The 22226-nt window shown below is 49.3% G+C and carries 16 protein-coding genes; 5 read left to right on the forward strand and 11 right to left on the reverse strand.

All coding sequences use genetic code 11. From position 1 onward, the window contains the following. Positions 1–51 precede the first annotated feature (51 nt). The 8 genes from IEY53_RS15905 to IEY53_RS15940 all read right to left on the reverse strand — a co-directional run bounded on the left by IEY53_RS15905 (position 52) and on the right by IEY53_RS15940 (position 13772). Positions 52–4425, reverse strand: a complete 4374-nt coding sequence (locus tag IEY53_RS15905; RefSeq protein ID WP_189026575.1) for a CBM96 family carbohydrate-binding protein — start codon at positions 4423–4425, stop codon at positions 52–54. Continuing rightward, a complete protein-coding gene (locus IEY53_RS15910; protein ID WP_189026577.1) occupies positions 4415–4708 on the reverse strand; it encodes a CBM96 family carbohydrate-binding protein in 294 nt (97 codons plus the stop codon). The genes IEY53_RS15905 and IEY53_RS15910 overlap by 11 nt, the downstream gene beginning before the upstream one ends. A 47-nt stretch (positions 4709–4755) precedes the next feature. Then, positions 4756–6486 carry a DUF8769 domain-containing protein gene (locus IEY53_RS15915; protein WP_189026579.1) on the reverse strand — a complete coding sequence of 577 codons (1731 nt, stop codon included), beginning with the start codon at positions 6484–6486 and terminating at the stop codon, positions 4756–4758. 35 nt (positions 6487–6521) lie between these two features. Then, entirely contained in the window at positions 6522–8120 is a 1599-nt protein-coding gene (locus IEY53_RS15920) for an extracellular solute-binding protein (RefSeq protein ID WP_189026581.1), read from the reverse strand. Between the two features lie 62 nt (positions 8121–8182). Next, entirely contained in the window at positions 8183–9073 is an 891-nt protein-coding gene (locus IEY53_RS15925) for a carbohydrate ABC transporter permease (RefSeq protein ID WP_229696185.1), read from the reverse strand. 3 nt (positions 9074–9076) lie between these two features. Continuing rightward, positions 9077–10048 (reverse strand): ABC transporter permease, encoded by a 972-nt coding sequence (locus tag IEY53_RS15930; protein ID WP_189026583.1) that lies wholly within the window; start codon positions 10046–10048, stop codon positions 9077–9079. 199 nt (positions 10049–10247) lie between these two features. Next, positions 10248–12560 carry a helix-turn-helix domain-containing protein gene (locus IEY53_RS15935; protein ID WP_189026585.1) on the reverse strand — a complete coding sequence of 771 codons (2313 nt, stop codon included), beginning with the start codon at positions 12558–12560 and terminating at the stop codon, positions 10248–10250. 165 nt (positions 12561–12725) lie between these two features. Beyond that, entirely contained in the window at positions 12726–13772 is a 1047-nt protein-coding gene (locus IEY53_RS15940) for a glycoside hydrolase family 88/105 protein (protein WP_189026587.1), read from the reverse strand. A 210-nt stretch (positions 13773–13982) separates the two neighbouring features. On the opposite strand from IEY53_RS15940, the gene IEY53_RS15945 reads away from it, so the two are divergent. The 3 genes from IEY53_RS15945 (at position 13983) to IEY53_RS15955 (ending at position 16601) form a co-directional block, all read left to right on the forward strand. Further along, positions 13983–14861: an AraC family transcriptional regulator gene (locus tag IEY53_RS15945; protein ID WP_189026589.1), complete on the forward strand. Its 879-nt coding sequence runs from the start codon at positions 13983–13985 to the stop codon at positions 14859–14861. 154 nt (positions 14862–15015) lie between these two features. Further along, positions 15016–15375, forward strand: a complete 360-nt coding sequence (locus tag IEY53_RS15950) for a MarR family winged helix-turn-helix transcriptional regulator (RefSeq protein WP_229696186.1) — start codon at positions 15016–15018, stop codon at positions 15373–15375. A gap of 14 nt (positions 15376–15389) precedes the next feature. Further along, positions 15390–16601: an MFS transporter gene (locus IEY53_RS15955; RefSeq protein WP_229696187.1), complete on the forward strand. Its 1212-nt coding sequence runs from the start codon at positions 15390–15392 to the stop codon at positions 16599–16601. Positions 16602–16724: 123 nt separating this feature from the next. Here IEY53_RS15955 and helD read toward each other — a convergent pair whose 3' ends face one another. Continuing rightward, a complete protein-coding gene (gene helD / locus IEY53_RS15960) occupies positions 16725–19079 on the reverse strand; it encodes an RNA polymerase recycling motor HelD (RefSeq protein ID WP_373293870.1) in 2355 nt (784 codons plus the stop codon). 227 nt (positions 19080–19306) lie between these two features. After that, positions 19307–20368 carry an FUSC family protein gene (locus tag IEY53_RS15965; protein ID WP_189026594.1) on the reverse strand — a complete coding sequence of 354 codons (1062 nt, stop codon included), beginning with the start codon at positions 20366–20368 and terminating at the stop codon, positions 19307–19309. 245 nt (positions 20369–20613) lie between these two features. Between IEY53_RS15965 and IEY53_RS15970 the strand changes: the two genes are divergently transcribed. Continuing rightward, the gene (locus tag IEY53_RS15970; protein ID WP_189026596.1) at positions 20614–21105 is read left to right on the forward strand and encodes a hypothetical protein; all 492 of its coding nucleotides are present in this window, start codon (positions 20614–20616) and stop codon (positions 21103–21105) included. Between the two features lie 89 nt (positions 21106–21194). Here the strand turns inward: IEY53_RS15970 and IEY53_RS15975 are convergent, their stop codons facing one another. Next, the gene (locus tag IEY53_RS15975; protein WP_229696188.1) at positions 21195–21710 is read right to left on the reverse strand and encodes a phosphatase PAP2 family protein; all 516 of its coding nucleotides are present in this window, start codon (positions 21708–21710) and stop codon (positions 21195–21197) included. Between the two features lie 251 nt (positions 21711–21961). Here IEY53_RS15975 and hfq point away from each other — a divergent pair, with 251 nt between their 5' ends. Next, on the forward strand, positions 21962–22183 hold the full coding sequence (gene hfq / locus IEY53_RS15980; RefSeq protein ID WP_189026599.1) for an RNA chaperone Hfq: 222 nt from the start codon (positions 21962–21964) through the stop codon (positions 22181–22183). Positions 22184–22226 lie beyond the last annotated feature (43 nt).

Here is a 22226-nt window from a genome sequence, read left to right on the forward strand (position 1 = left end):
CCTCACAAGGTAAGGGCGCTGTTCCGGATTCGGATGCGAGTCAATTCGTCTTCAATTCACTTTTATAGTGATGGATTCACTCGATGTGATTCCGGCTTCGTTAACAAGCTCGCAGCGATATTCATACGTGCCCGCCAGTTTGCCCTGGATCGCCGTCACCGCCGACTGGGCTTGCGGAGACTTATCGGCGAGGTTTTGCGTATCAATGAGAACTTCGTTCTCATACAGCCGGTACGTTACCCCATTCGTGCCCCACCACATGTTCATGTTAAGGTTGAAATTTCCATCTCCGTCCCAGTTATCATTCGAGAGCACAGGTTTGCCCGGCTCAGCATCGGTCACCTGCACGGCCAGAACGCCGCTTCGCGTTGTACCAAACGCATTTGTAAGTTCAGCGAGGTACTCGTAGGTGCCGTTTCCCCTGGACGCAATGGACGTGACTGCGGATTGCGCATTGGGTGAAGCGTCCGTCAGCATCTGCGTATCTATCAGCATGCCGTTCTCGTATAATTTGTAGCTCGTACCGTTATTCCCCCACCACATGTTCATTGTTATCTGGTGGTTCCCGTCCTTTTGGCCCGAATCGTGACCGTTATCGGATGATAGTTCAGGTTTACCCGGTACCCCTTCCGCGCTCGATACGATATTGTTGACAACCGCCGTTGTTGTCCCCTTGTTACCCGCAGCATCGACGAATTCGAAGGTAAAACTTCCGTTCTCCCGAAACGTAAAGTTGTTGCCCCCTCCGTTATTCGTAATCGTAACCGGCTCACTTGGCGTGATCGTAGCGATGACCTCTTGATTAGTCGGCTCTGTAATACTGTAAGCGACCGAAGCTGTCGGGGCGGTTTGGTCTATGCGGAAAGTAACCGTTTGTGCCTCCTCTGTATTCCCTGCTTTGTCAGTCGATTGAAATGAAAGAGTATACGAACCGTCTTCATCAAACGTCAAGGGTGCCGTGTAAGGCAGCCATGTCTTTTTCTCATCCAGGCTATATACCGTCGTTGTTACGCCGGATACGTCATCCGCAGCGTTAAGTGTTGCCTGTACTTTACTTGCATACCAGCCATTCTGCTGCGTTCCTTCCAGAGAAACGACCGTTTTCGGCGGGGTGGTGTCTGCTGTAACCATCCACTGCATGGAGCGGAACTTTGAAGACAACTTCCCGTCTCCGATTCCCCCTCCCCATTCAATATACCCTTTTCTGCCGTTTCCATCATTGTCATTGACAAGCATCGAAAAGCTGATTACTTCGTTTTTCTCCGCCTGGATCGGTGCTATTTCGGACCAGGGCAGCGATAATTCATAGAGCGTATAGTTCTGATCTTCGTCTCTTGTTATGGCTAGACTTCCACTCTCAACCGGCCCCTTCTCCACACCCGGAGGAGTAATCCATCTGTAGATTTGCGGACCCTCAGGGGTTTGTGAGATTCCAAATTCGTGCCAATACGGGCTTTCTCCGGGAAGACCGTTCGCAACGGCAAATTGAATGCTGTCGTTTTTCCAGATATCGGCCCCTGTGGACAGCGATGCCTGGATATCATCCTTAATCTTTGCGGACAGATAGAAGTGATTGGAATCGTGACTTAGCCAAACATTTCCGCTTAAATCGCCTCCCCCTTGATATCCGGTCATTTTCACCGTACCTTTCGACAGATCGATCGTGGGAGCACTCTCTGCGGTATCTGGATCAATCGTCCCATCCACCGTGACGGATCTTCCCGGAACGGGATTAAACTCGGCAGTTCCCTCATACGTGTACGGATCGAAACCATCCATATAAACCGTCACCTTAATCGGACTGGTAACACCCGTGCTAAAGCCGGTCAGCGGAAATTCCACAGAGGTTGAAGATTCGGACGGAACCGCAACGTTCAGAACTTCAGTTCCCGATTGGGTCCCGAACCTCCAATCTACTTTTTGAATCTGTAATGGCTTTGATTTCGATTCGTTTTTGATTGCAACCCTAAGCGCTTTACTCCTATCCGGTTCGTTCATAATAGGGCGAACCTGAACATTATAAGATGGAAGCGCCGAAGCAGAACTCCTGAGCAGTCCGACTTTTTCATTTCCTTTCATCAAAACACCCGTTACCAAACGGCTGCCTGGCTCGTTTCCGCTCGGAACCTGAATCGTTTGTTCGGTTTTTTGCCCGCTTGGTGTTTGGACAGGATAGAGCTTACCTTCCACGTTCAGACTGAAATCAAAATCCTCGGACATCGCGTTATCGGTTTCCAAGGTGAACGACATCGAATCGCCTGCCTGTGCCGGTTCCCCGATTAGCGCAAACGTCGAATTCTTTTCGACAGAGGCCACTTCCCCAACCACAAAAAATGGTTCATTGCTTAAGGTCACAAATACGTTACCGTTATAAGGCGTGTACGTCTGCGTATTCCCCATCATATCTGTGATCTGTATGGGACTCGTTGTATGAATGACAGCAGGAACCGATGCGCTTGTTGACCATATTGCACGGACATTGCCGCCATCCTTGTCAAACACATAACTTCGGATATCACTGTCTGTGGAATCGCGTCTTACGAATGAAGCGTTTTTCAGCATTTTGGTCATGGTTGCAAAAGACGTATATGCGGGTTTCGGGGTAAGGCTCCCGAGCTTATCGTTCGGATTCCGTAAAAGACCGAAATTGTCCTCGTTAATATTTTGAATCCCGTCATTGATCAAATCGTACCAAACGATCTTCTCCACGCCATTCGCCAAGGCAACGATATATGCACGGAGCAGATAATTCGCTTGCGTCTTCTCATCCACGCCCCGCGCATCCAGTTGCGTTGGCCAACCTGTTTCATTAATCCAAATCGGTTTCAAATTTCCATTGTTGTACTTTCGGATCAAATCCTTCAGACCCGTGATCAGGTTCTCATACCCTTCCGGCGGGCCGGGATATAAATAGGGATGAATCGAAAAGCCGTCCATGTACTGCATCCCGCCAAGTTTAAGCACGTCTTCAATCCATTTCAGGTCCCCTGCCGTTGATGTTCCGAGTACCGGCAAATCGGGGTGAGAGGCTTTGAGCGTTTCATACGTTTTCTTTAACAGAGGATAATAATTTTCAGGTTTGGAATCGGCAGGTCCATTACCGCGATCTCCGAAACTGCCATAGAATTCGTTATACACTTCGACGGCATCCATCTGGCCTTGATATTGATCCACGTAAGCCTTCATGTAATTGGCGAACCCTTCCCGCCCGGCATCTGTATACGGAGTGCTGTCATTGTCATAATTGGGGTTCGTATATCCCGAAACGAAAACGAAGTCAAAATCTTCCTTAGGGAGCAAGTTCATATAATAGTCCGGCTGAGGAGTAAACGTATAGTTGCCCAGCTGTTTTTCTATGCCTCGCCACTCATAACCGCCCCGTACCAGGCCGATGCCGGCATCCTTCATGAGACCCACGAGATCGGTAGTCATTGTTTGTGGAAAACGGTGCAAATGCGTCGACACCCCGAACGGCGAATCCTCATTTCCGGGTTCATCCCGGGATGCAAGTACCGCAAATGGCGTCTTGATCCTAACCGGATCGCTCCCCTCCAGATCGGCTCTGACCTGCAGCGTAAAATACCCATAACTCGAATGAGGCACTGTCCATATGGCTTCATTGTGAACCGACGGCGCAGCGCCCTCTTGTACAAGCGCTCCTTGATAGTCATAAACAGCCCATGATACGGCTGGTCTCGCCGTTCGGACTTTAAAGCGGACCGGTTCGCCGTTTGAATATACATTGCCTGGACGGACCTGGATCAGTTTCGTCGTCGGCGTCTCCGCAGTAACATACGGCCCATCGTGGCTCCACTCATTGAGGGCATTCCCTGCTTCAACTTTAAACGTATACTTCTGGCCGACCGCAAGTCCCGTTACGGCATAGGAGGTCGTTGTGCCGTTCACCTTCCCGATAACGCTGCCATTCTGATAAACGGTATAACCGGTCACACCTGCTGGGTAAGTCGCAGCAGACCATTCCAGTTTCATGCCGTTTTCGGTAATGTCCGAGACATTGAGAACCCCGCCATCAAGCCAACCCGGAGCGTTTTCATTCGTTCGATTGACGGAGATTTCCAAATAAGGGCGGTTATCCGTATGTTCCTTGCTGTTGACCGAAACAGCATGGCCTTTCGCTGCCTGCTCCACCAGCGCAAGGCTGGCTATTCCGTCTAAGGCTGATTGTTTTTTGACGAAGCTGGTAACATCCCATTCATGCCAGCTTGCCGTTCTTCCGACATTAACGGCCGCCAAATAATGATCGATTTCAGGTTTATTATTCCAGGTAACCGTATTTTCCGCCCAAGCATCATTCTCCATGCCGTAGGCCTGCACGCCAATCGTCGAATTCTCCGTATCGACGGCATACACCTTTAACTTGGCCGAACCTATCTCGCCATCAAGTGTACTCAGGTCAAATTTCAAATACGCTTGCCCTGTTCAGGTTGCTGTCGATATCGTAATTTTTGACCAGAAGCAGGTTCGAGGAGCCGTAATTATTGCCCGCATTCCCTCCGGCATTCACATAGGTATCCTCGATCGGACTCCATTGCACGACAGTCGGATCGTTAGCCGGATCCCCCACGGACTCCGCCGCAGAAATCGGTGCAGCACCATTCCAAGTCACCACAAAACTTTGAAGCAATACGCCAACCAAAAACACTTTAAAAATACGAGAGGCTACTTTCACACGTTTAAGTTTGAACATCTTTTTCACCCCAATCATTTTTGTTAGCCGACTTATAATGAAATCTTCTAACTGTGGAACAAAACGATCCGTTCAGCCGGCTTTTTCGCAAGCCTCAATGTGATCGGCTGCTCCGGTGTATTCAGCGACGCCTCAACGGCTTGCTCCGACGGAGTCACCAATGTTCCGGGTAGCGGACATTCACCAGGCCCTGAAAGCGTCATAGCGAACAAGAACAAAGCTTCCGCCATGGCATGAAAATCGATCTCCGCCGGTTCTCCCTCGTACAGAATATAGTCCAAACTCACAACGGAGTCCTTCTCGACCACTTCCCAGCGGAACTTGCCGAATCCGTCCAACGCACCATACAAGGTCTGGACCGATAAAGAAGTCTCCCCAAGCAGTGCTTGGTACACATCACCGGTCTTCTTCCATACCGGCACTCTGCCAGAACTTCCAATTTGAATCCGGATCCGCAGATCCGAAGCCGTCATCCGGCCATGGATGGGATCCAAATTCACGTGAGTATCCCCGCCGTCCAAGGTAAACTGGATGCCGTACAGCACGGAAGCTTGCTTCTGCTGGCTTGTAAACACCGCTGAACAAAAATCGTAACCGTCGTGCAAAACCCGCAGCTGGATATAACTCTGCTCTCCACTCCCTGTTTGAACGTAACCCAGCAGATTTCGGCACTGGTTCCACATGACATTGTGATTGAACGTCCCCAGCGAATATTCAGGAGTCATGTACGTATAAGCCGTCCGCGTCCGGAACTCATGATAGGGAGGCAAATCCTGCCGCAGCTCCCGCACAGCGATGCTGGTAAACAGCCCAAACAGCCGCTGTGGACAGACTACCCCTTGGCCATACCAGTCATATCCGTAAACGAAATTGTCATCGCTCACAAAAGGAACTTCACCCCTGCAAGCCATTTGAAGAAACGACAGATGTGACGGGGTTATCCATGTACTATACGAACGGGCATGGGGACCGGACCACTGCTTAAGCAACGGATGGAAATGCTCGGCAGTCATTACCCAGGTCGCATCCAGCAACTCGTTCGCTAATTCTCTTGCTTCCTCTGTTTGTGAATAGGTCACTAACGCGGACAGCTCCAGAATCGCTACCGTACTGTACGCCGGGCTGTTATATTCCAGGAAAGCCCCGGTTTGCATCGAATAATCGTATAACCGCTTCAGCCGTTCCATGCCATAAACGAAATAGCTGTGATTTTCCAACCATTCGCCCGCAATCAATGTAACGAATGCTCCCATAATCGAGATGTTCGTATAATCCGGCCCGACGTTTCGTTTGATAATTGCCTCACAGCTGTTGCAGATCGCTTGAGTTGTTAATTGTTGCAGATCGGCCGGAAGCCGGCTTCCGTGCCGGATCACAACTTGCAGCAGACGTTTGCCGATGAAATCTGCCCAGTTCCAATCTGGGGGGGACATCTTGGCCAGCGGCTCCTCCCAATACCAGGACCATATACCGAAGGTCGGTGAATCCGGCTGTTGATCCTGGAGCGACAGAACGGTTCGTAGAATATCCAGCGCCCGCTCGTAATGCTGTTCCTCGCCGCTATCCAGAATAGCCAGTGCGTAGTCAAGCGATTCCCTGGTTGAGTGGACGTATTCCACTCCTTTAATCGTCGTATGATAACCAGGACTCGTGAACGGCGTACGCAGCATCCTGTTCTCCTCATTGTAGTTCGCATGCTTCTGCGCAAGCGATTTCTTTAACCAAGGGAGCCATCTGGCTTCCTCTTCCTGTATACTTTTGTACTTCATGCCAGTCATCATCCTACCTCCTTGAAAAATCTGCCTTATATCCGTTATTTCAGGTTGTTTTTATTGGTGTCATACCATTCCTGCGCCAGCTTCTCGACATTGTCACCGCCAAGGCGTTTCCATTCTTTCCGTAACTCGATTAGCCCTTCTTCAGGTGACATTGAACTGCCCCCCGTAACGACTTTCGCTTCAATCTGCTGAGCGATCGGACTAAAAGTCGCTATCAATTGAGTCAACTCCGGAAAATCGGGATTAAACGGAATATCTCTGCGGTATTTATTCTTCATCACCAATTCAAGGGATTCTCCCTTCTCCTTGGCGTAATTCTGCGAAACCTCATCTTTTGCAGCCATAGCAAGGAACATTTCCGGCAGCAACACGTTGTCGATCATAATCGCATATTCAGAAGCATAAGAGACTTCCTTCTTGAATTTGTCCGGATCGATTTTTTGCCGGACACCGTCGACCAGGTTATAGTGGACATTTTCTTCCCCATACTTGAGCGGCACCCAACCATCCTGCAACATCCAATCGATAAACTGGATTGCCGATTTAATTTGCTCTTCATTCATCTTGCTGTTGAATGCGGTAAATACGCTTGGCGGTGCTTCTTGATACAATCCGTTTTTGCCGTATTTGCTGCTGAGCGATTCAAGGGGCACCATTTTTGCGTTCGGATCATTTTTAATCAGGTTGTTATTGATTTCTTCTATATCCCAATTTCCAAGGTAGATGCCTGCTTTGCCTGTCGTCAACAGTTGGCTGGAACGCTGAAAATTCGTATCCGTAATATATTCCTTATCGATCAGTCCTTCGTCGAAGAGCTGCTTCTGGAGTGCCAGTGTGTCCGCATACCGGTCAACCGTTCTGCCAAATTGCAGTTTGCCATCCTCCACATACCACTGGTTTTCACTTGTAAAAAAGAGCGCTTGGTGAATAGAGTTGGCACTCACACTTAACGCGATAGGTACAGTATCTGCCTGGCCATTGCCATCCGGGTCCCCCGTCTTGAATTTGCGGGCAACATCGACGTACTCTTCCAGTGTTGCAGGTGCCTTGAGGCCAAGCTTATCCAGCCAGTCCTGACGAATCCATATCCCGTGATTGGCAAGAGTTTCCCGTGCGAACGAAACCGCATACATTTGCCCGTTAAACTTCAAATACGGCTGCAGTTCCGGGTGCTTCTCCAGATACGCTTTGTAAGTCGTACTGTATTTGTCGATATAATCGCCTATCGGCTGAATTGCGCCTTGATTCGCCAACTGGCTGATATAGTTCCGATCGTATTCCCAGATGAGATCGGGTGCTTCGCCGGCAGCGATCAAAGCGTTCAGCTTGGGCTGTGACTGGTTCCGCGCAACGGGAACCCATTTCACATGGACAGGCGAGTTCTCATTGATCCACTTGGTCCAGCGGTTACTTTCATAAGTTCCCTCCTCCGTCGGTACTTTACCGCGATCAAACATCGAAATGCTGATTTCTTTCTTTGAACCCTCACTTACTTTGTTAGAAGGGTCAGGTGAGCCGCCCGGTTGTTTCCCGCCGGATGGGTTAGAGCCGCATGCGGCAAGCATCGCCGTACATAGCGTGATAACCATCATTGCGGCAAAAGCGGATTTCCCTGCGTGTTTCAGCTTGTTCATCGTTTCATCCCCTTATCATTGTTGATCTATATCAAGAGCCTCCGGCTCTGTGATATCGGCCGTCAGCCTTTTACAGAGCCAATTAATACGCCTTTGACAAAATGCTTTTGGAGGAACGGATATACGCACAGAATCGGAGTGACGACAATGACGACGGCAGCCGCCTTGAGTGCTTCGGGTGTCAGAAGAATCTGCTCCATGGCATCGTTTCCTCCGGCGTTATTCAACAGGTTGTCGTCTACCCTGCTGACCATCTGATACAGCTTTACCATGACGGTCAACTTCGTCGATTCAGTAATGTACAGCAACACGTTGAAGTAGCTGTTCCACCAGCCAACGGCATAGAACAAAGACAACGCCGCCAAAATCGGTTTGCACAGCGGTATATAAATTTGCAGCAGGATCCGCCAGTCACCGGCACCGTCGATTGAGGCAGACTCCTCAATTTCCTCCGGCAGTCCTTCCATAAACGTCTTCATCACTAACATGTTATAAGTACTGATCAGTCCCAGCAGCCAAAGCGACCAATAGGAATTCATAAGCCCGAGCGACTTAATCAGAATAAAATTCGGAATCAAACCTGCGACAAACAGCATTGAAATCGTAATGAACACCAGCAGCCCATTCCGTCCTACAAGTCTTTTTCTGGAGAGCGGATACGCCGCCATAATCGTCATGATCACGTTAAGTACGGTTCCGACAATCGTAACCACAATGGTATTCCCCATCGCCATGATTAGTTGTCCGTCGTCAAATAATCGTTGATAAGCAACGGTGTTGAATTCAACCGGCCATAAAAACACTTCGCCGGACGTAATTGCCCTGCTGCTGCTGAAAGATGCCACAATTTCGTACCAGAACGGGAATAACGTTAACAACGAAATCCCGCCAAGGAAAACGTAAGCGCTTACCAAAACGATTCGGTTAGAGATTCCTGTATTCATTTTTTTCATCAGTTACCACAGCCCCCGTTCCCCGGAAAGCCGGATCAATCGATTGACACCGAGAACCAGTATTACACCAATCACCGATTGGAATAAACCGATTGCAGTCGTGTAACTGTAGTTCATGTTTTGCAGCCCTACCCTGTAAACATAAGTACTAATGACGTCAGCCACACCCAGCACGGAATTATTCTGGAGGACAAGTGTCTGCTCCAATCCTACGTCCATCATTTGTCCCATTCTGAGAATGAGCAAAATCGCAATCGTACCACGGATGCCGGGCAATGTAATATGCCAGATTTGCCGCAGCTTGGCAGCGCCGTCGATTTTGGCCGCTTCATAAAGCTGAGGGTCGATCGAAGCCATGGCCGCCAGATACAGTATCGTTCCCCAGCCCGCTTCCCGCCAAATGCCTGATATCGTATAAGCAATCGGCCACCAGAACGAATCAGCCATGAAATAGATAGTTTCCCCTCCGGTTATTTTCTTCATCACCAGATTCACAATCCCCGTACTCGGCGACAATGCAGCAACTACAATGCTGCCAAGTACAGCCCATGACATGAAGTGGGGGATGTACAGCATATTTTGCACAATGCGCTTGTACCAGTTCTTCCGTACTTCATTTAATAGAAGAGCCAGTATAATCGGTACGGGAAAACCAAACACAAGACTATAGAGGTTAAGAACGAGCGTGTTTCTCAAAATCCTCCAAAAATCTGCACTTTGGAAGATCATCTGAAAATGCTTGAATCCGACCCACGGACTTCCGAAGATCCCGTCCACGAACCTGTAATCTTTGAAGGCGATGATCTCTCCCACGACCGGTATGTATTTAAACAGAAAATAAAAACCGATGACGGGCAGAAGCATCAAGTACAAATGTTTGTCCTGCACCATTCTTCGCCATGCCGACCGCCTGTTTGTCCCGCTTCGTACGACATGCGACCCGGCTCGCGATTCCACCGCCAACCTCTCTTTCATATAGCCTCACCCTTTCCCAACATCTCGCTTCACCCTTTCGCAGCATAACAAGCTACTGATGTGTGCTACGATTTAAATTGTAGAAAAGGAAGTCGCTACTTGAAAGAGACTCGTTATACGTTAGGTGTCTTTTCTTACAAAATACCAGATCACATTTTTTATGATCCGTTCATTTATTTGTGATTTGACAGTACCACGCTTATTCCAGCGCAAGTTTTTCGTTCGAATCCAGCACCCAATCGCGATATTCCGTCGGGGTCATCCCCGTATATTTTTTAAAAGCCCGCAGAAAGCTTCGCGTATTCGTGTACCCTACCTCTTCTGCGATATCGTTGATTTTACGATGCTTATCCATAAGCAGTTCCTTGGAAGCATTAATCCGGGTTTCGATCAGATAATCAATAAAGTTCTTCTCTGTATGCTCTTTAAACAATTTACTGATATAGGTCGGACTCAGCTCGAACCTGGTCGCCAACTGGGCAAGCGAAAATTCGCTTTCACTAGAATGATCATCGATATAGGCCAGCATTTTTTCGATCAATCGATTGCTGCCCCGCTGCATACGTTTATCCTCAACTTTTCTTGCCATTTGCTCGAGCAAGGTCAGAACGATCCGCTCCAGCTCCTGCCAGTCGTGGCAGCGGTTAATTCTTTCGTGAAGATTGCCCATGTTATCCAGCATTTCTTCCGTATCAATACCGGTTGCCGCAATCGCCTGCAGCGATTTCATGATCAGTTCATAGGAAAGCTGGCGAATGAGTTCCGGAGACAAACCGCCGCCGACCGCCTCCTGAAACAAAAGCGCTACATAATGCTGAATCTTTCCATACTCCGTTTGCCTAAGGACTTCTACGATCCGGTCCGTCATCTTGATGATGCGGTAATAGTCCTGATTATCCGATCCGATTAAATCCTCAACCGAAATAACAGAATGACTGCCAATTACCATTCGATATTGCAGCGCTTTTTGCGATTCGTCGTACGATTTGGGAATATCCTTCATATCGCAGTAACATCTGCCTACACCGGCCGTTACCAGGAGCCCAAATTGCCGCTTCGTAACATCCAGAATCAGTTCAAAGATCATCAGTGCCCGAAGATGGTTTTGTTCCTTATCGCCTTCTGCAAAACTAAAAATAATCGCAGCACGCCCCCTCCCCAAATCGATGGCAACGCCAGCGGTTTCCATATTGATCAATTCTTCCGCAACGTTGCACAACGCATATGTATACAATGTTTCATCCTTGGAACTAATGCCGCCCTCCTTCCCAATCTCAGCCGTACAGACGACAAACATTTCGGAGAGGAAGCGAAACCCGATAAATTCCAGCTGCTGACTTACAGACGCATAATCCGTTCGATAGCCCGTTAATATATCCATCACAATTCTCCATTTGAGAACCGGCTTCGAATCCCGAACCTGCTTCTCCAACAACGCACGGTCCATAAATATTTGATCAAACACCGTTTCCAAATCATCCAGACCGGCAATCCGCCCCGGCTCAGTCTGCTTGAATGCTCCTGACATTTTGCTAGCCAGACGGTCCAGAGGCTTAAAGGTCCGGCGGTTCACATAGAACAGAATAGATAAAGCCAGTACAACCATCAGGACGACAATCGCAAGCATTAAATTCCGAATGGATTCCAGCGGCTGGTACAGCTGTGTCTGCGGAATCACACTAACAATGGTCCAACCCGTATAATTAGACCTCGTATAAAAAACGGATTGCTCGCCCCCGTTCGATTTATCCACGAACTGCCCGCTTCCATTGCCGTCTAGAATCCGCTTAATATAGGGAACATCGGTCATATTTCTGTATAATTGCGCTTTGTCGTCATGCGTCACAATGTTCCCTTTGTCGTCGACGATGAAGGTATGTGTATCCTCATGACTCCCTTCAAAGACATCACTGATCATCCGGTAGAGAATGTCCTCGTTGATATTGACAGCAACCAGCCCTTTCCGGTAGCCAGGGCTGCTAATCAGTGGATAAGGACGGATCAGGGTGACCACATCCTGCATTTTATCCCCATCCCAAATCTTGTGCGTAGCAATCCACTTCGAGTAACCTGACATTTCAATATAGCTTTCCAGCCAATTATCCTTCGCTTCGTTTTTCTTTATAAACGCTTTATCGGTCAATACGTCGCCGCTCGTATTCGAGTATACAAAAACGGAGGAAAATTGCTCATTGGCATGCACCATCGTTTTCAATTTGTTCGACAAACCGTAGAAATTCGCATATTTCTGAGAGGCATCATCAAAGCTGTCATACATGAAATATACGTACTCCAGTTCCTGTGACAAGTTCAGCAGATCCTTCTCTGTGGACCGAAACACAATTTCGATTCTTTTATCAAGCTGCTTTAACAACGCGATATGCGTATCCTTCAAATCCTTATGCAGACGTCCCACCGTGCCGAAATAAGACAAACCGAAGGTTAAGATAATAATTGCGATAAAAATCGAGCCATAAATAATCATGGTTTTTGCAGAGATACTCAAACGCATTAATTATCCCCCCATAAGTAGACTGAATTGAGTAGGTTAACTATATCATTCTATGAAATCCTTTAGAATCCAGTGGATGGGAAAAATCCCCTTTCTGATCCATAAATCCCGTCTCTATCGAGAGAATTTATGCACAAAGGGGAATCCGTTATCGTTACCTATAGACTAACCTATTTCTGCGTGCGCAAGCGATAATAAAATAAGAGCCAATCCCTGCCCATATAGTGTCGGATAGCACGGGATTTCTTCATAGGCCGGAATGTTCGGCATCACTGGCGTTCCACCGGATACTCCTTGAACCGTCCCATCGGGTTCGATTCGCTCCATAACACCTTGCAGGGTTTGGTCAACAGCTTCCTTGTAAGTATCATCCAACCAGCCCATCCGAATTCCGGCTAACCATCCCGCCGCGATTCCCGCACTCCCTGACGTCTCTGCATAAAATCCGGACTGATCCATTACCGTACTCCACATTCCATCTTTCCCTTGATAATGCCTTAGTCCTGCCGCAAGCTGCCGGTACCGTTCTACCACTTCCCCGGCAACCGGAATCAGGGAACCGATCTCTTCAGCAATCCAGGGGCACGCCAGTATGACCCATGCATTAGCGCGAGTCCAACGGGCAGAGGACATATGATTTTCTTCCGCACAGTTCCAGCCATGGAACAACACCCCGGTTAACGGGTCCTGCAGCAACCGTAAATGGACAAGCAATTGGTATTCGGCTTCTTTAGCATATTTGCTGTCTCCTGTTAGCTTCGCAAGCCTGGCCAAAAAGAGTACAGCCATAAACAACGTATCCGCCCATACTTGTTCGGAGAACTTGGCATTCTCCGTAACCGTATGTTCAAAGGCCCCTTCCCGTGTACGCGGTGCTTCCGTCAGCATCCAATCACCGATTGTGACCCCGGTGTCCAAATACCACCGTTCCCCGCTTAGCCGATACAGGTCCGGGAATATCGCATACGGCGCCATCGAATTGATAACTTTTACTTGTTCGCTCAAATGCTTATTGCGTTCCGTCCATTGCTGCAGATATTCAATGGCTTCTTGATTTCCCAGCAGCCGGCCGTAAGCCAGGATCGAGATCACTCCGACTCCCGGTACCCAATCCCAGCTTTCCATATTCATTCCCCAGTCGTTCACAGTCTTATCAATCATCCGATGATAGACCCGTTCCGCCAGTTCCTTCAGTTCGTCTATTCCCTTCATATGCCCTCTCCTTAACCCCAAGTATGACATCTTAAGAAGCTCCCTTCAAAGATGTTCTACCTTTAATGTAAGCGATTCAGGCTGACGATACTTGGCTTCCTGTTCAGGATTTATGGGGTTTTTTCCACAAACTCCTGAGTACTTCGGGATACCGTGTTAGAATATCCTTACTGCTGCACACCATTCCTTTTGGAACAGGAGACTTATAATATGGAGTCACACGACAACTTTTCCGGCTATCAGTTAGATGACATTACGAATCGATTTCTGGATGATTTCCCGGTCCATTGTCATTTCCGCGACGGTATGATAGGCCAAAGCAAAATGCATGCTCATCGGGGCTACGAGCTTTATTGTTGTATCGAGGGCCATGGCAAGCTGCTGGTCGCTGATCGTATGTACTCCCTGCTGCCGGGCAGCATCGTCATCATAAAGCCGCATGTTCTGCACTGGCCTTCCGTCGTCGGAACCCGGCCTCTTCACCGTGTAGTGCTATCGCTCGACGAACGTTATGTGCAGTCGTCGTTCGACAGCTCACCCGGAATCAACAGCTGCGTACGGTCCCTACTGGCCGAGCCGCAACCCTACTGGCGCTTTTCTGCAGTAAAAATGGCTACGATCCGGGAGCTGTTGCTGCAGCTTGCCCGGGAGCTCGCCAATCAGCCGGATTTTTACGAGGCAGCGATGCACCACCTGCTTGCCGAATTGTTCGTCATCCTGGCGAGAGAGCAATATTGTCCAGCAGAGTCAGACGAATCAGAGAACGGTGCGTTCCATTTAGCGGAGCGTATTTTACGGTATTTGACCGCAAATTATGCCGATCCGATCGAGGTCAGCCGTTTGCATGAACGGTTCAATGTCTCCCGCTCACATATGTACGATCATTTCAAACAAGCGACCGGCCACTCCTTAAATCGTTTTTTAACGATTTACCGGATCAATCAGGCCAAACGGCTGCTCATGGATACTCCGCTCTCTGTAACCGAGATCGCTTCTGCCGTTGGCTTTGGCGACCTTTCGCATTTCTTCCATACGTTCAAATCGGAAACCGGCTGTACGCCAAGCGCATACCGAAAGCAGGCCCATTGACGAATATACTTGTCTTAACTATAATTGTCATAACATATAAATTAGATACTCCATGAAAGGAAACGTGACTATGCCGCAATCCTCTCCTCAACAATTTTTGGGTTTCATGCTCGGATCCGCCCACCGGAGAATTTCCACTTTGTTCGCCCGGGCGTTGAAACCGTATGATATCACACCTGAGCAATGGTCGGTTCTGCTTATGATCGCAGGCCGTGAAGGAATCAACCAAAAAGAGGTCGCGTTGGGTGTATCCAAGGATCAGCCTACCACAGCCCGGATTGTCGAGCTGCTGCAAAAGAAAGGTTTCGTAACCAAGATGATGAGCCCCAGCGACCGCCGGGCTTTTCTTCTGTATGCGACAGACCAGGGTAAACACCTGATCGACACCACACTGCTGCTGGAACAGCAGGTGACCTCAACAGCCTTTGCCGGTCTGAAGCCGCAGCAGCTTGAGGATCTCCGCATGATGCTTGAGCTCATCCATCACAATACTGCAAATTCTCATCAAGAATAGGAGAGGCTTGAACTTTGATCACTATTTCAGAACGATTATGGACGAAATCTTTTGTCCTCCTTACCTTATGCAACCTGCTGCTGTTCATCGGCCTGCAGATGACCCTGTCCACACTGCCTGCCTATGCAGAAGCAACACTGCAGGCTTCTTCCTTCCAGATTAGTCTCGTGACCAGTTTATTCGCACTCAGTGCTATCGCTTCAAGGTTGTTTTCAGCCAAAGCGATGGAAAAAGGCGGACGAAACCTGCTGATTTTTCTAGGGATCGCCATTTCACTCACGGCGGTTGCCGGTTATTATTGGGCCGGAAGCATTTTCACTTTGCTTCTTCTGCGTATGCTTTTCGGAATCGGGTTCGGCATGACCAGCACCGCATTTCCGACGATGGCTTCGGATGTGATTCCCATTCGGCGGATGGGTGAAGGCATGGGCTACTTCGGTCTGTCCACCAGTCTTGCCATGTCAGCCGGTCCGCTCATTGGCCTCAGCCTGCTGCAAGGTCCCGGCTTCGGGTCATTGCTGCTCTGCACAGCAGCCGTAATCGCACTGATCCTGCCGCTCGGCTATCGCCTGGCTTCCACGCTTCCTTCCCGGCACACCGAGCCACCCATGGAATTAGGTGGCTCTAAGGCAGGAGTAAGCCGCAAGCTGTTTCTGCCCTGCCTGCTGAATTTTCTGCTCTCCATCTCGTATGGCGGACTTCTCGGATTCTTGGCTTTGTTCGGCTCTGAAGCCCATTTGGAACATGTCGCCTATTTCTTTCTCTTCAATGCCGTCGCCATTGTTTTCGTCCGCCCGTTGTCCGGTAAAATCTATGACCGCTACGGCCCGGCCGCTTTACTCATCCCGGGCAGCGTGTTTATTATAGGAGGGCTGATCCTGCTGTCCTTTGCTTCCACTACAGCTGCATTGTTTCCTGCGGCGCTTTGCTATGGCATCGGTTTTGGGTCCATGCAGCCATCCCTGCAGACCTGGATGATTCAATCCGTAGAACCGCGGCAACGGGGAATGGCCAACGGAATGTTCCTGAACTCCCTTGATCTTGGTGTGGCAGCAGGGTCTATGCTGCTGGGCAGCGTTGCTTTATTCACCAGTTATGCAGTGATGTACCGTTTCTCCACACTGGCCCCTGCACTGCTGCTGCTGATTTATATCACGATCCTGTTCCTCAAGCGGCGCCGCAGCCATCGAACAACTGAACCGTGGGGAGAACCCGCTTCAAAATGATTAACGTAGAACGCAAGGTCCGGCTTTACCAAGCCACTTCATAAGCGTCCTCTTTTAAGCAAAAAAAGCCGCCTTCGCACCCTGCGAAGACGGTTTTTTTACATGTCAATTTGAATCTGGAGACTACAGAGAACCGGCTGTAACGGACTCGTTTTTTCCTGCCGGTATAAAGCGGCTTGGTTCACCCAGACAATAAATATGCAGCAGATGCATGGCCCGGGTGCAGGCGGTGTAGAACAGCTTGCGTTCATTTTCCCTGCCGTATTGCTTCCCCGACCCATCATAGATGATGACGGCATCGAATTCGACGCCTTTGGCAAGGTATGCCGGCAGCACCAAAGTGCCTTTCTGAAAGTTCGGAGTATCTTTCGTAACCAGTCTAACGGGCAGGCGGGTTGCCAGCTCGGCATGAACACGTGCACTTTCTTCTGCTGTTTTGCAGATGACGGCAACATAATGATACCCCTTGGCATGAAGCTCCCGGATATCTTTCTCTACGAAGGACAGCAGCTCAGGCTCACTGTTTACTACATGAAGCAGCGGCTCCTCCCCCCGGCGGTTAAAGGGAACAATCCGTTCCCCGCCAGGGATCATGGACCGTGTGAACTCAACAATCTCATAAGTGGACCGGTAACTGCGGGTCAAGGAGATGACCTCAGTGTTCTCTTCGCCGTATACACTGACCAGTCCGGCCAGATCGCCAAGCACCTCGCCTTGGGCATAAATAGCCTGATTGAGATCACCGAGCACTGTCATTTTGGCCCGCGGGAACAGACGCCGCATAAATTCCAGCTGAAACGGGGAATAATCCTGCACTTCATCCACAATCACATGACGAATCAGCGTATTGGTGCGGAAGCCCTGGCTCAGCTCCTTCAAATACAGGAACGGGGTCGCATCCTCGTAAGCCAGCTCATTTACCACTATGGAAGCCAACGTCTGCCGGCAAATATCGTCCCAGGCCGCCGGCAGTACTTCGCTGCCGTTCAGGCTTTCCATCAGCAGGCGATTACTGAACAGTGTGGCATAGAGCCCTTTTACATCCACAAACCGGCCCCGTTTCGTCCACCCGCGCAGCGGTTTGAGCCGCTGGCTGATCACATAACGGGAAAGTGAGCTTTTTTCCATTTCATAATCGTCGAAGCTTTCCCCGGTGCCCCCTTTTTTGCGGCGGATCATTTGGTAAGCACGGTGGTAGTCGCTTGAATCCAGCAATTCAATTTGATCCTCAACCCAGGGGGCTTCACGTTCTTCGAGACTGAATTCGGCAATTTTCTTGAGCAGCCAGGTGGTCATAAGGTCAATACGGTTCGCCAGCTTGATGGCCGGGTCATAGCTGTAGAACTGCTGCGCCATTTCTTCTTTGCTGACGACCACTCTGCCCTGAAACACCAGCGGCTTAAAGAGCATCTGCTCCCGCTCCAGCAGAGTGGCATACCGGCGGATTACATCCAGAAAAGCAACGGAGGATTTATAGGTTATCCCCTCTCTTCGAATGGACGCCTCCGGACCATCCGGCGCATTCAGCAGACTCTCCGTCTGATTAAACACATCCTCTAGTTGAAACTCCTGCCCTAGACGATGCTCCAGATACATCTGGAAGGTAGTCTGCTGCATGTTCTCCTCTCCGAGCTCGGGAAGCACCGTCGAGACATAACTATTAAACAGCGGGTTCGGCGAAAAAAGAAGCATCTGATCCGCCTGCAGCACCTCGCGGTATTTATAGAGCAGATAAGCTACACGCTGCAAGGCTGCCGAGGTTTTGCCGCTCCCGGCGGCACCCTGGACTACGAGCATCCGGGCGCGGTCGTTGCGGATAATCGCATTTTGCTCCTTTTGAATCGTGGCCACAATACTTTTCATCCGGTCATCGGCGCTGTGGCTCAGCACCTGCTGCAGCAGTTCATCGCCGATGGTAACGCCGGTATCGAACATAACTTCAATCGTGCCGTCATTAATAACAAACTGCCGTTTAAGGTCCATTGTGCCTGATACCAGCCCACCAGGTGTCTCATAGGACGCCGGTCCCGGCGCCCCGTCATAATACAAGCTGGAGATAGGCGCACGCCAGTCATAAATCAGGAACGTCCCATTATCTTCCATGAGTGATCCGATGCCCAAATAGATCTGCTCGGTCCCTCCACCCGGCGTTTCCGAAAAATCAATTCGCCCGAAGTAGGGAGATACGACGAGTTTTTTATATTTTTTCAGTGCTTTGCTGGATTGCAGATGATGCCGTTCCCGTTCATTAAGGATTTGGGCTTGCTGCCGCAGACTCGTCGATGTCTCTCCCAAATCATCCGGGCTGCTGAAATTTACCGTTACCTCTTCCCAGAAATCTTTACGCATATCGACAACATCGCTGCGGTGCAGACCAAGCTCCTCGGACAACCGCCGGATATGCGCCGCCAAAAGCTTCGTAATTCCTGTAACCCGCTGCTGTTCTTCCTTCCAATCCTGTTCCCTATTGTCCACCATCATTCATCCCCTCTAAAAGGTTGACATCGTTGTATCTTCATGTTATAATTATCGTGTATAATTATGTCTAATCAGATATCATCATTTGATATCTTTTTATTTTAGCAATTGTTCAGTACTTTTTCAAGTTTTTACCGCCTTCAATCTCAGCTGATGCTGATATTCATATTATGTACGATGATCCAGTCCCGCGCGGGACTGGATTTTTTGGGCTGTCCGGCAGATGCCTAGCCTTGTAACTCCTCCGGCTCAGAGGTATTCTCCTTGTCCTCCCCCGTCATCCGGAGAATTTGATCCGCAACCCGGTCCAGCCTCTCCAGCTGATAGCCATAGTCATAGATTGCTGCTGCCACCACGGAGAGCCGTAATAGACCGGAGCGTTCGGTATTGTATCCTTCGATTGCCTTCTCCAAAAAACGGTCGTTGTCTTCCGACAGCGGATCGGTATCATTGCTCCCCGGTTTCAGCTTCTCCTGAAATTTCAGCAGAATATGCTCATGGTATTTAATTAACTGCTCCAGATGCCGGTCAAACAATTCATCGGTCTTCTCTGTGCGGTCGGCCTGAAAATAATGCCGGTCCACGGCTTCGAGCACCTCAAACCCCTTTTGCAGAGAAGATAATAAATTTTTGTAGACAACCAACTGCCGGGTCTGGCTGTATTTTGCCCGTCTTAGCTGCTTCTGCTCCTCTTCAAACAAACCATATTTTTCCTCCAGTGATTTGATGGAGCTTTCAAGGGCTTTTTTCTCGTCACGGAACACACTTTCCTTCATTTCGTGTGAAACTGCCGTCCTCAGCAGCAATGACAGACCGGTAAAGACATTCTCAATCTGCTTAATATACTGCTTGCGCGGCTGCGGGGGAAATACTGCAATATTAATTACAAAGGCGGAAATGATGCCGGTTAAAGTAAGCAGAAACCGGGTAAGTGCAAACTCCCATTGACCGGAAGCCTCCATCACGGAAATTACAGTTACCAGTGTTAAGCCGATGGTATCGGCACGGTTCATTTTCATGCTGATCATGATGACCAGAATACAGACCAGGCCCACGGCAATCGGTTCATTGGACAATAACATTCCGCCCAAAAGAGCGATAACAGCCCCCATGGTACTCGTCTGAATCTGGTCCAGAAAGTAACGCCATGACCGGTAAATGGACGGCTGCATTGCAAAAATAGCAGCAATCGCCGCTCCGACTGGAGATGTAAAATGAAGCAGCGCGGATAGGTATAAGGATAGTGTTACAGCAAGGCCTGTTTTTAATATGCGGGCTCCAAAAGCCAAATTCATCCCTCCTAAGTGTAGCCTAACCGCAGATGACAGACACTGATCTTTTTAACATACGGCATTAGGTGTTTATTCATGCAAAAGATTACCTTCACTCTGTAGCGTTCAGGCTCATACGTTTATTACCCAAGCTGCGGTCTGGCGAATTTTAGCAGAATTTAAGCAGCTTTTCAGCTTTTATTCAGCTTTTCGGGGATACTGAATACAGCAGTACCCAACAATCAAAGGACGAGGTGCAAAAAATGAGAAAGACGATTCTAAGAATCACGGCTGTCACCGCAGCCGTATTGTTCAGTCTCTCCCCGGTGACATTCCATATGGACCGTGTTGCAGCGGACCAAGCACCAAGCGCGGGACCCGACTCGCTCCGCGGGGAGCAAACGCACAGAGTGCATCCGGGCAAAGAACGCAGCTTCAGAGCCGGAGGGCATTTTATTATTGGCGAAACCGCCAGATTGCTGCAGATGGAGCCCGGCGAGGTCATCCGCAGTCTGCGGGCAGGCAACACTTTATCCGGGCTGGCAAAGGAGAAAAAAGGCTGGAGTGAAGCCGAATATATTCAGAAGCTGAGCGACTCCGCCAGTCTAAAGCTGGATCAGATCATGAAAGAAGGCCGCCTTACCGCCGAAGAAGGACGGAAGCTTAAAGCAGGACTTCCGGCATTGCTTAAGCTCAGCATCAGCAGCCCTTTACACGCAGGTAAACCTTCAGCACAACCTTCCAAAACACCTTAACCTGCTGCCCCTCTTGCATGAAGATGGCGGATACCTTTCAAAACTGGAGGGTATCCGCATGATATGTACTCCGTGCTCATTTATCAGACTTATTTCTTTACTCTCTCGATTCTCGAATTGCGGAAAGCTTCAAAACAGCCGATGGACAGCATCAACCATGCCCCGCTCGCCAAGTACCCGCCAATAACGTCACTCGGGTAATGCACCCCCAAATAAATCCGGCTCCAGCCGATACCTGCAGTCATAAATACAACCAGCACAATCAGTACAATCCGTTCGTTCCTAACCCGCATATGCCGCCATAACAGGTAGGCCAGTGCTCCATATAATGAAAAAGCAGCCATGGAATGTCCGCTGGGAAAGCTATATCCGACTTCTTCAATAATCCGGTTAATATTGGGACGTTCTCTATGAAAGAGCAGCTTCATCACGGTATTAAGTACCTGGGAGCCGATGCCCACCCACAGAAATAAAAGCAATTCCAGCCGATGCTTCAGCAGAAAATAGAGCAGGCACATGGCCAGCAGCGAGATCCCAATCGCCAGTCTGGAGGAACCCACCAAAGACAACGCCTTCGCAAATGCTGTTAGTGCCGGCGTTTCCATAGATTGGACCCCCTCTATGATTGTGCGGTCAAAAGAAGTGACCTTTTGGAAAACAACCAGGGCAGCCACTAGGGAAAATCCCGCTAAAAACCATAAAAAACAACGAAAAGCTGTGGACCAGTCACGATAATATAACATATTCATCCCCTCGTCTATCCCTTTGTTAAGCACGCCCATTTCCTGAGAAGGTCTTTCCCGTGGTATACTTGCCTATGGAATAATCATTCTACAAAAAATGGAGTGCTGCCAAAGTGGAAAATCTAAAATTGCAGGAGCGTTTGTTGAGCCAGTTCATTTCAACCAAGGTCCCCGTTACGATTTTTACAACGAATGGGGTTAAGATGCAAGGTCTCATCACCTCTTATGATGCTTTTACCATTTCCCTGCAAGGTCAGGGTGACGGCAGACAGAATGTGCTCTTCAAATCGGCGGTATCGACTATTGTGCCGCTTAGGCCCGTCTCTCTGAAATAGGATCTTCCTGCAGCAGCTTTGCCGCAAAAGCCAACACAGCAGC

This window comes from Paenibacillus albidus (genome assembly GCF_014644435.1).
GTDB lineage: Bacteria > Bacillota > Bacilli > Paenibacillales > Paenibacillaceae > Paenibacillus_AQ > Paenibacillus_AQ albidus.

Coding starts and splice junctions, on each gene's coding strand:
- IEY53_RS15940 (WP_189026587.1), bottom strand. CDS start 13,772: ATGAAGGGAATAGACGAACTGAAGGAACTGGCGGAACGGGTCTATCAT.
- IEY53_RS15970 (WP_189026596.1), top strand. CDS start 20,614: ATGAGAAAGACGATTCTAAGAATCACGGCTGTCACCGCAGCCGTATTG.
- IEY53_RS15925 (WP_229696185.1), bottom strand. CDS start 9,073: ATGAAAAAAATGAATACAGGAATCTCTAACCGAATCGTTTTGGTAAGC.
- IEY53_RS15930 (WP_189026583.1), bottom strand. CDS start 10,048: ATGAAAGAGAGGTTGGCGGTGGAATCGCGAGCCGGGTCGCATGTCGTA.
- IEY53_RS15915 (WP_189026579.1), bottom strand. CDS start 6,486: ATGACTGGCATGAAGTACAAAAGTATACAGGAAGAGGAAGCCAGATGG.
- IEY53_RS15910 (WP_189026577.1), bottom strand. CDS start 4,708: ATGTTCAAACTTAAACGTGTGAAAGTAGCCTCTCGTATTTTTAAAGTG.
- IEY53_RS15975 (WP_229696188.1), bottom strand. CDS start 21,710: ATGGAAACGCCGGCACTAACAGCATTTGCGAAGGCGTTGTCTTTGGTG.
- IEY53_RS15935 (WP_189026585.1), bottom strand. CDS start 12,560: ATGCGTTTGAGTATCTCTGCAAAAACCATGATTATTTATGGCTCGATT.
- IEY53_RS15920 (WP_189026581.1), bottom strand. CDS start 8,120: ATGAACAAGCTGAAACACGCAGGGAAATCCGCTTTTGCCGCAATGATG.
- IEY53_RS15945 (WP_189026589.1), top strand. CDS start 13,983: ATGGAGTCACACGACAACTTTTCCGGCTATCAGTTAGATGACATTACG.
- helD (WP_373293870.1), bottom strand. CDS start 19,079: ATGGTGGACAATAGGGAACAGGATTGGAAGGAAGAACAGCAGCGGGTT.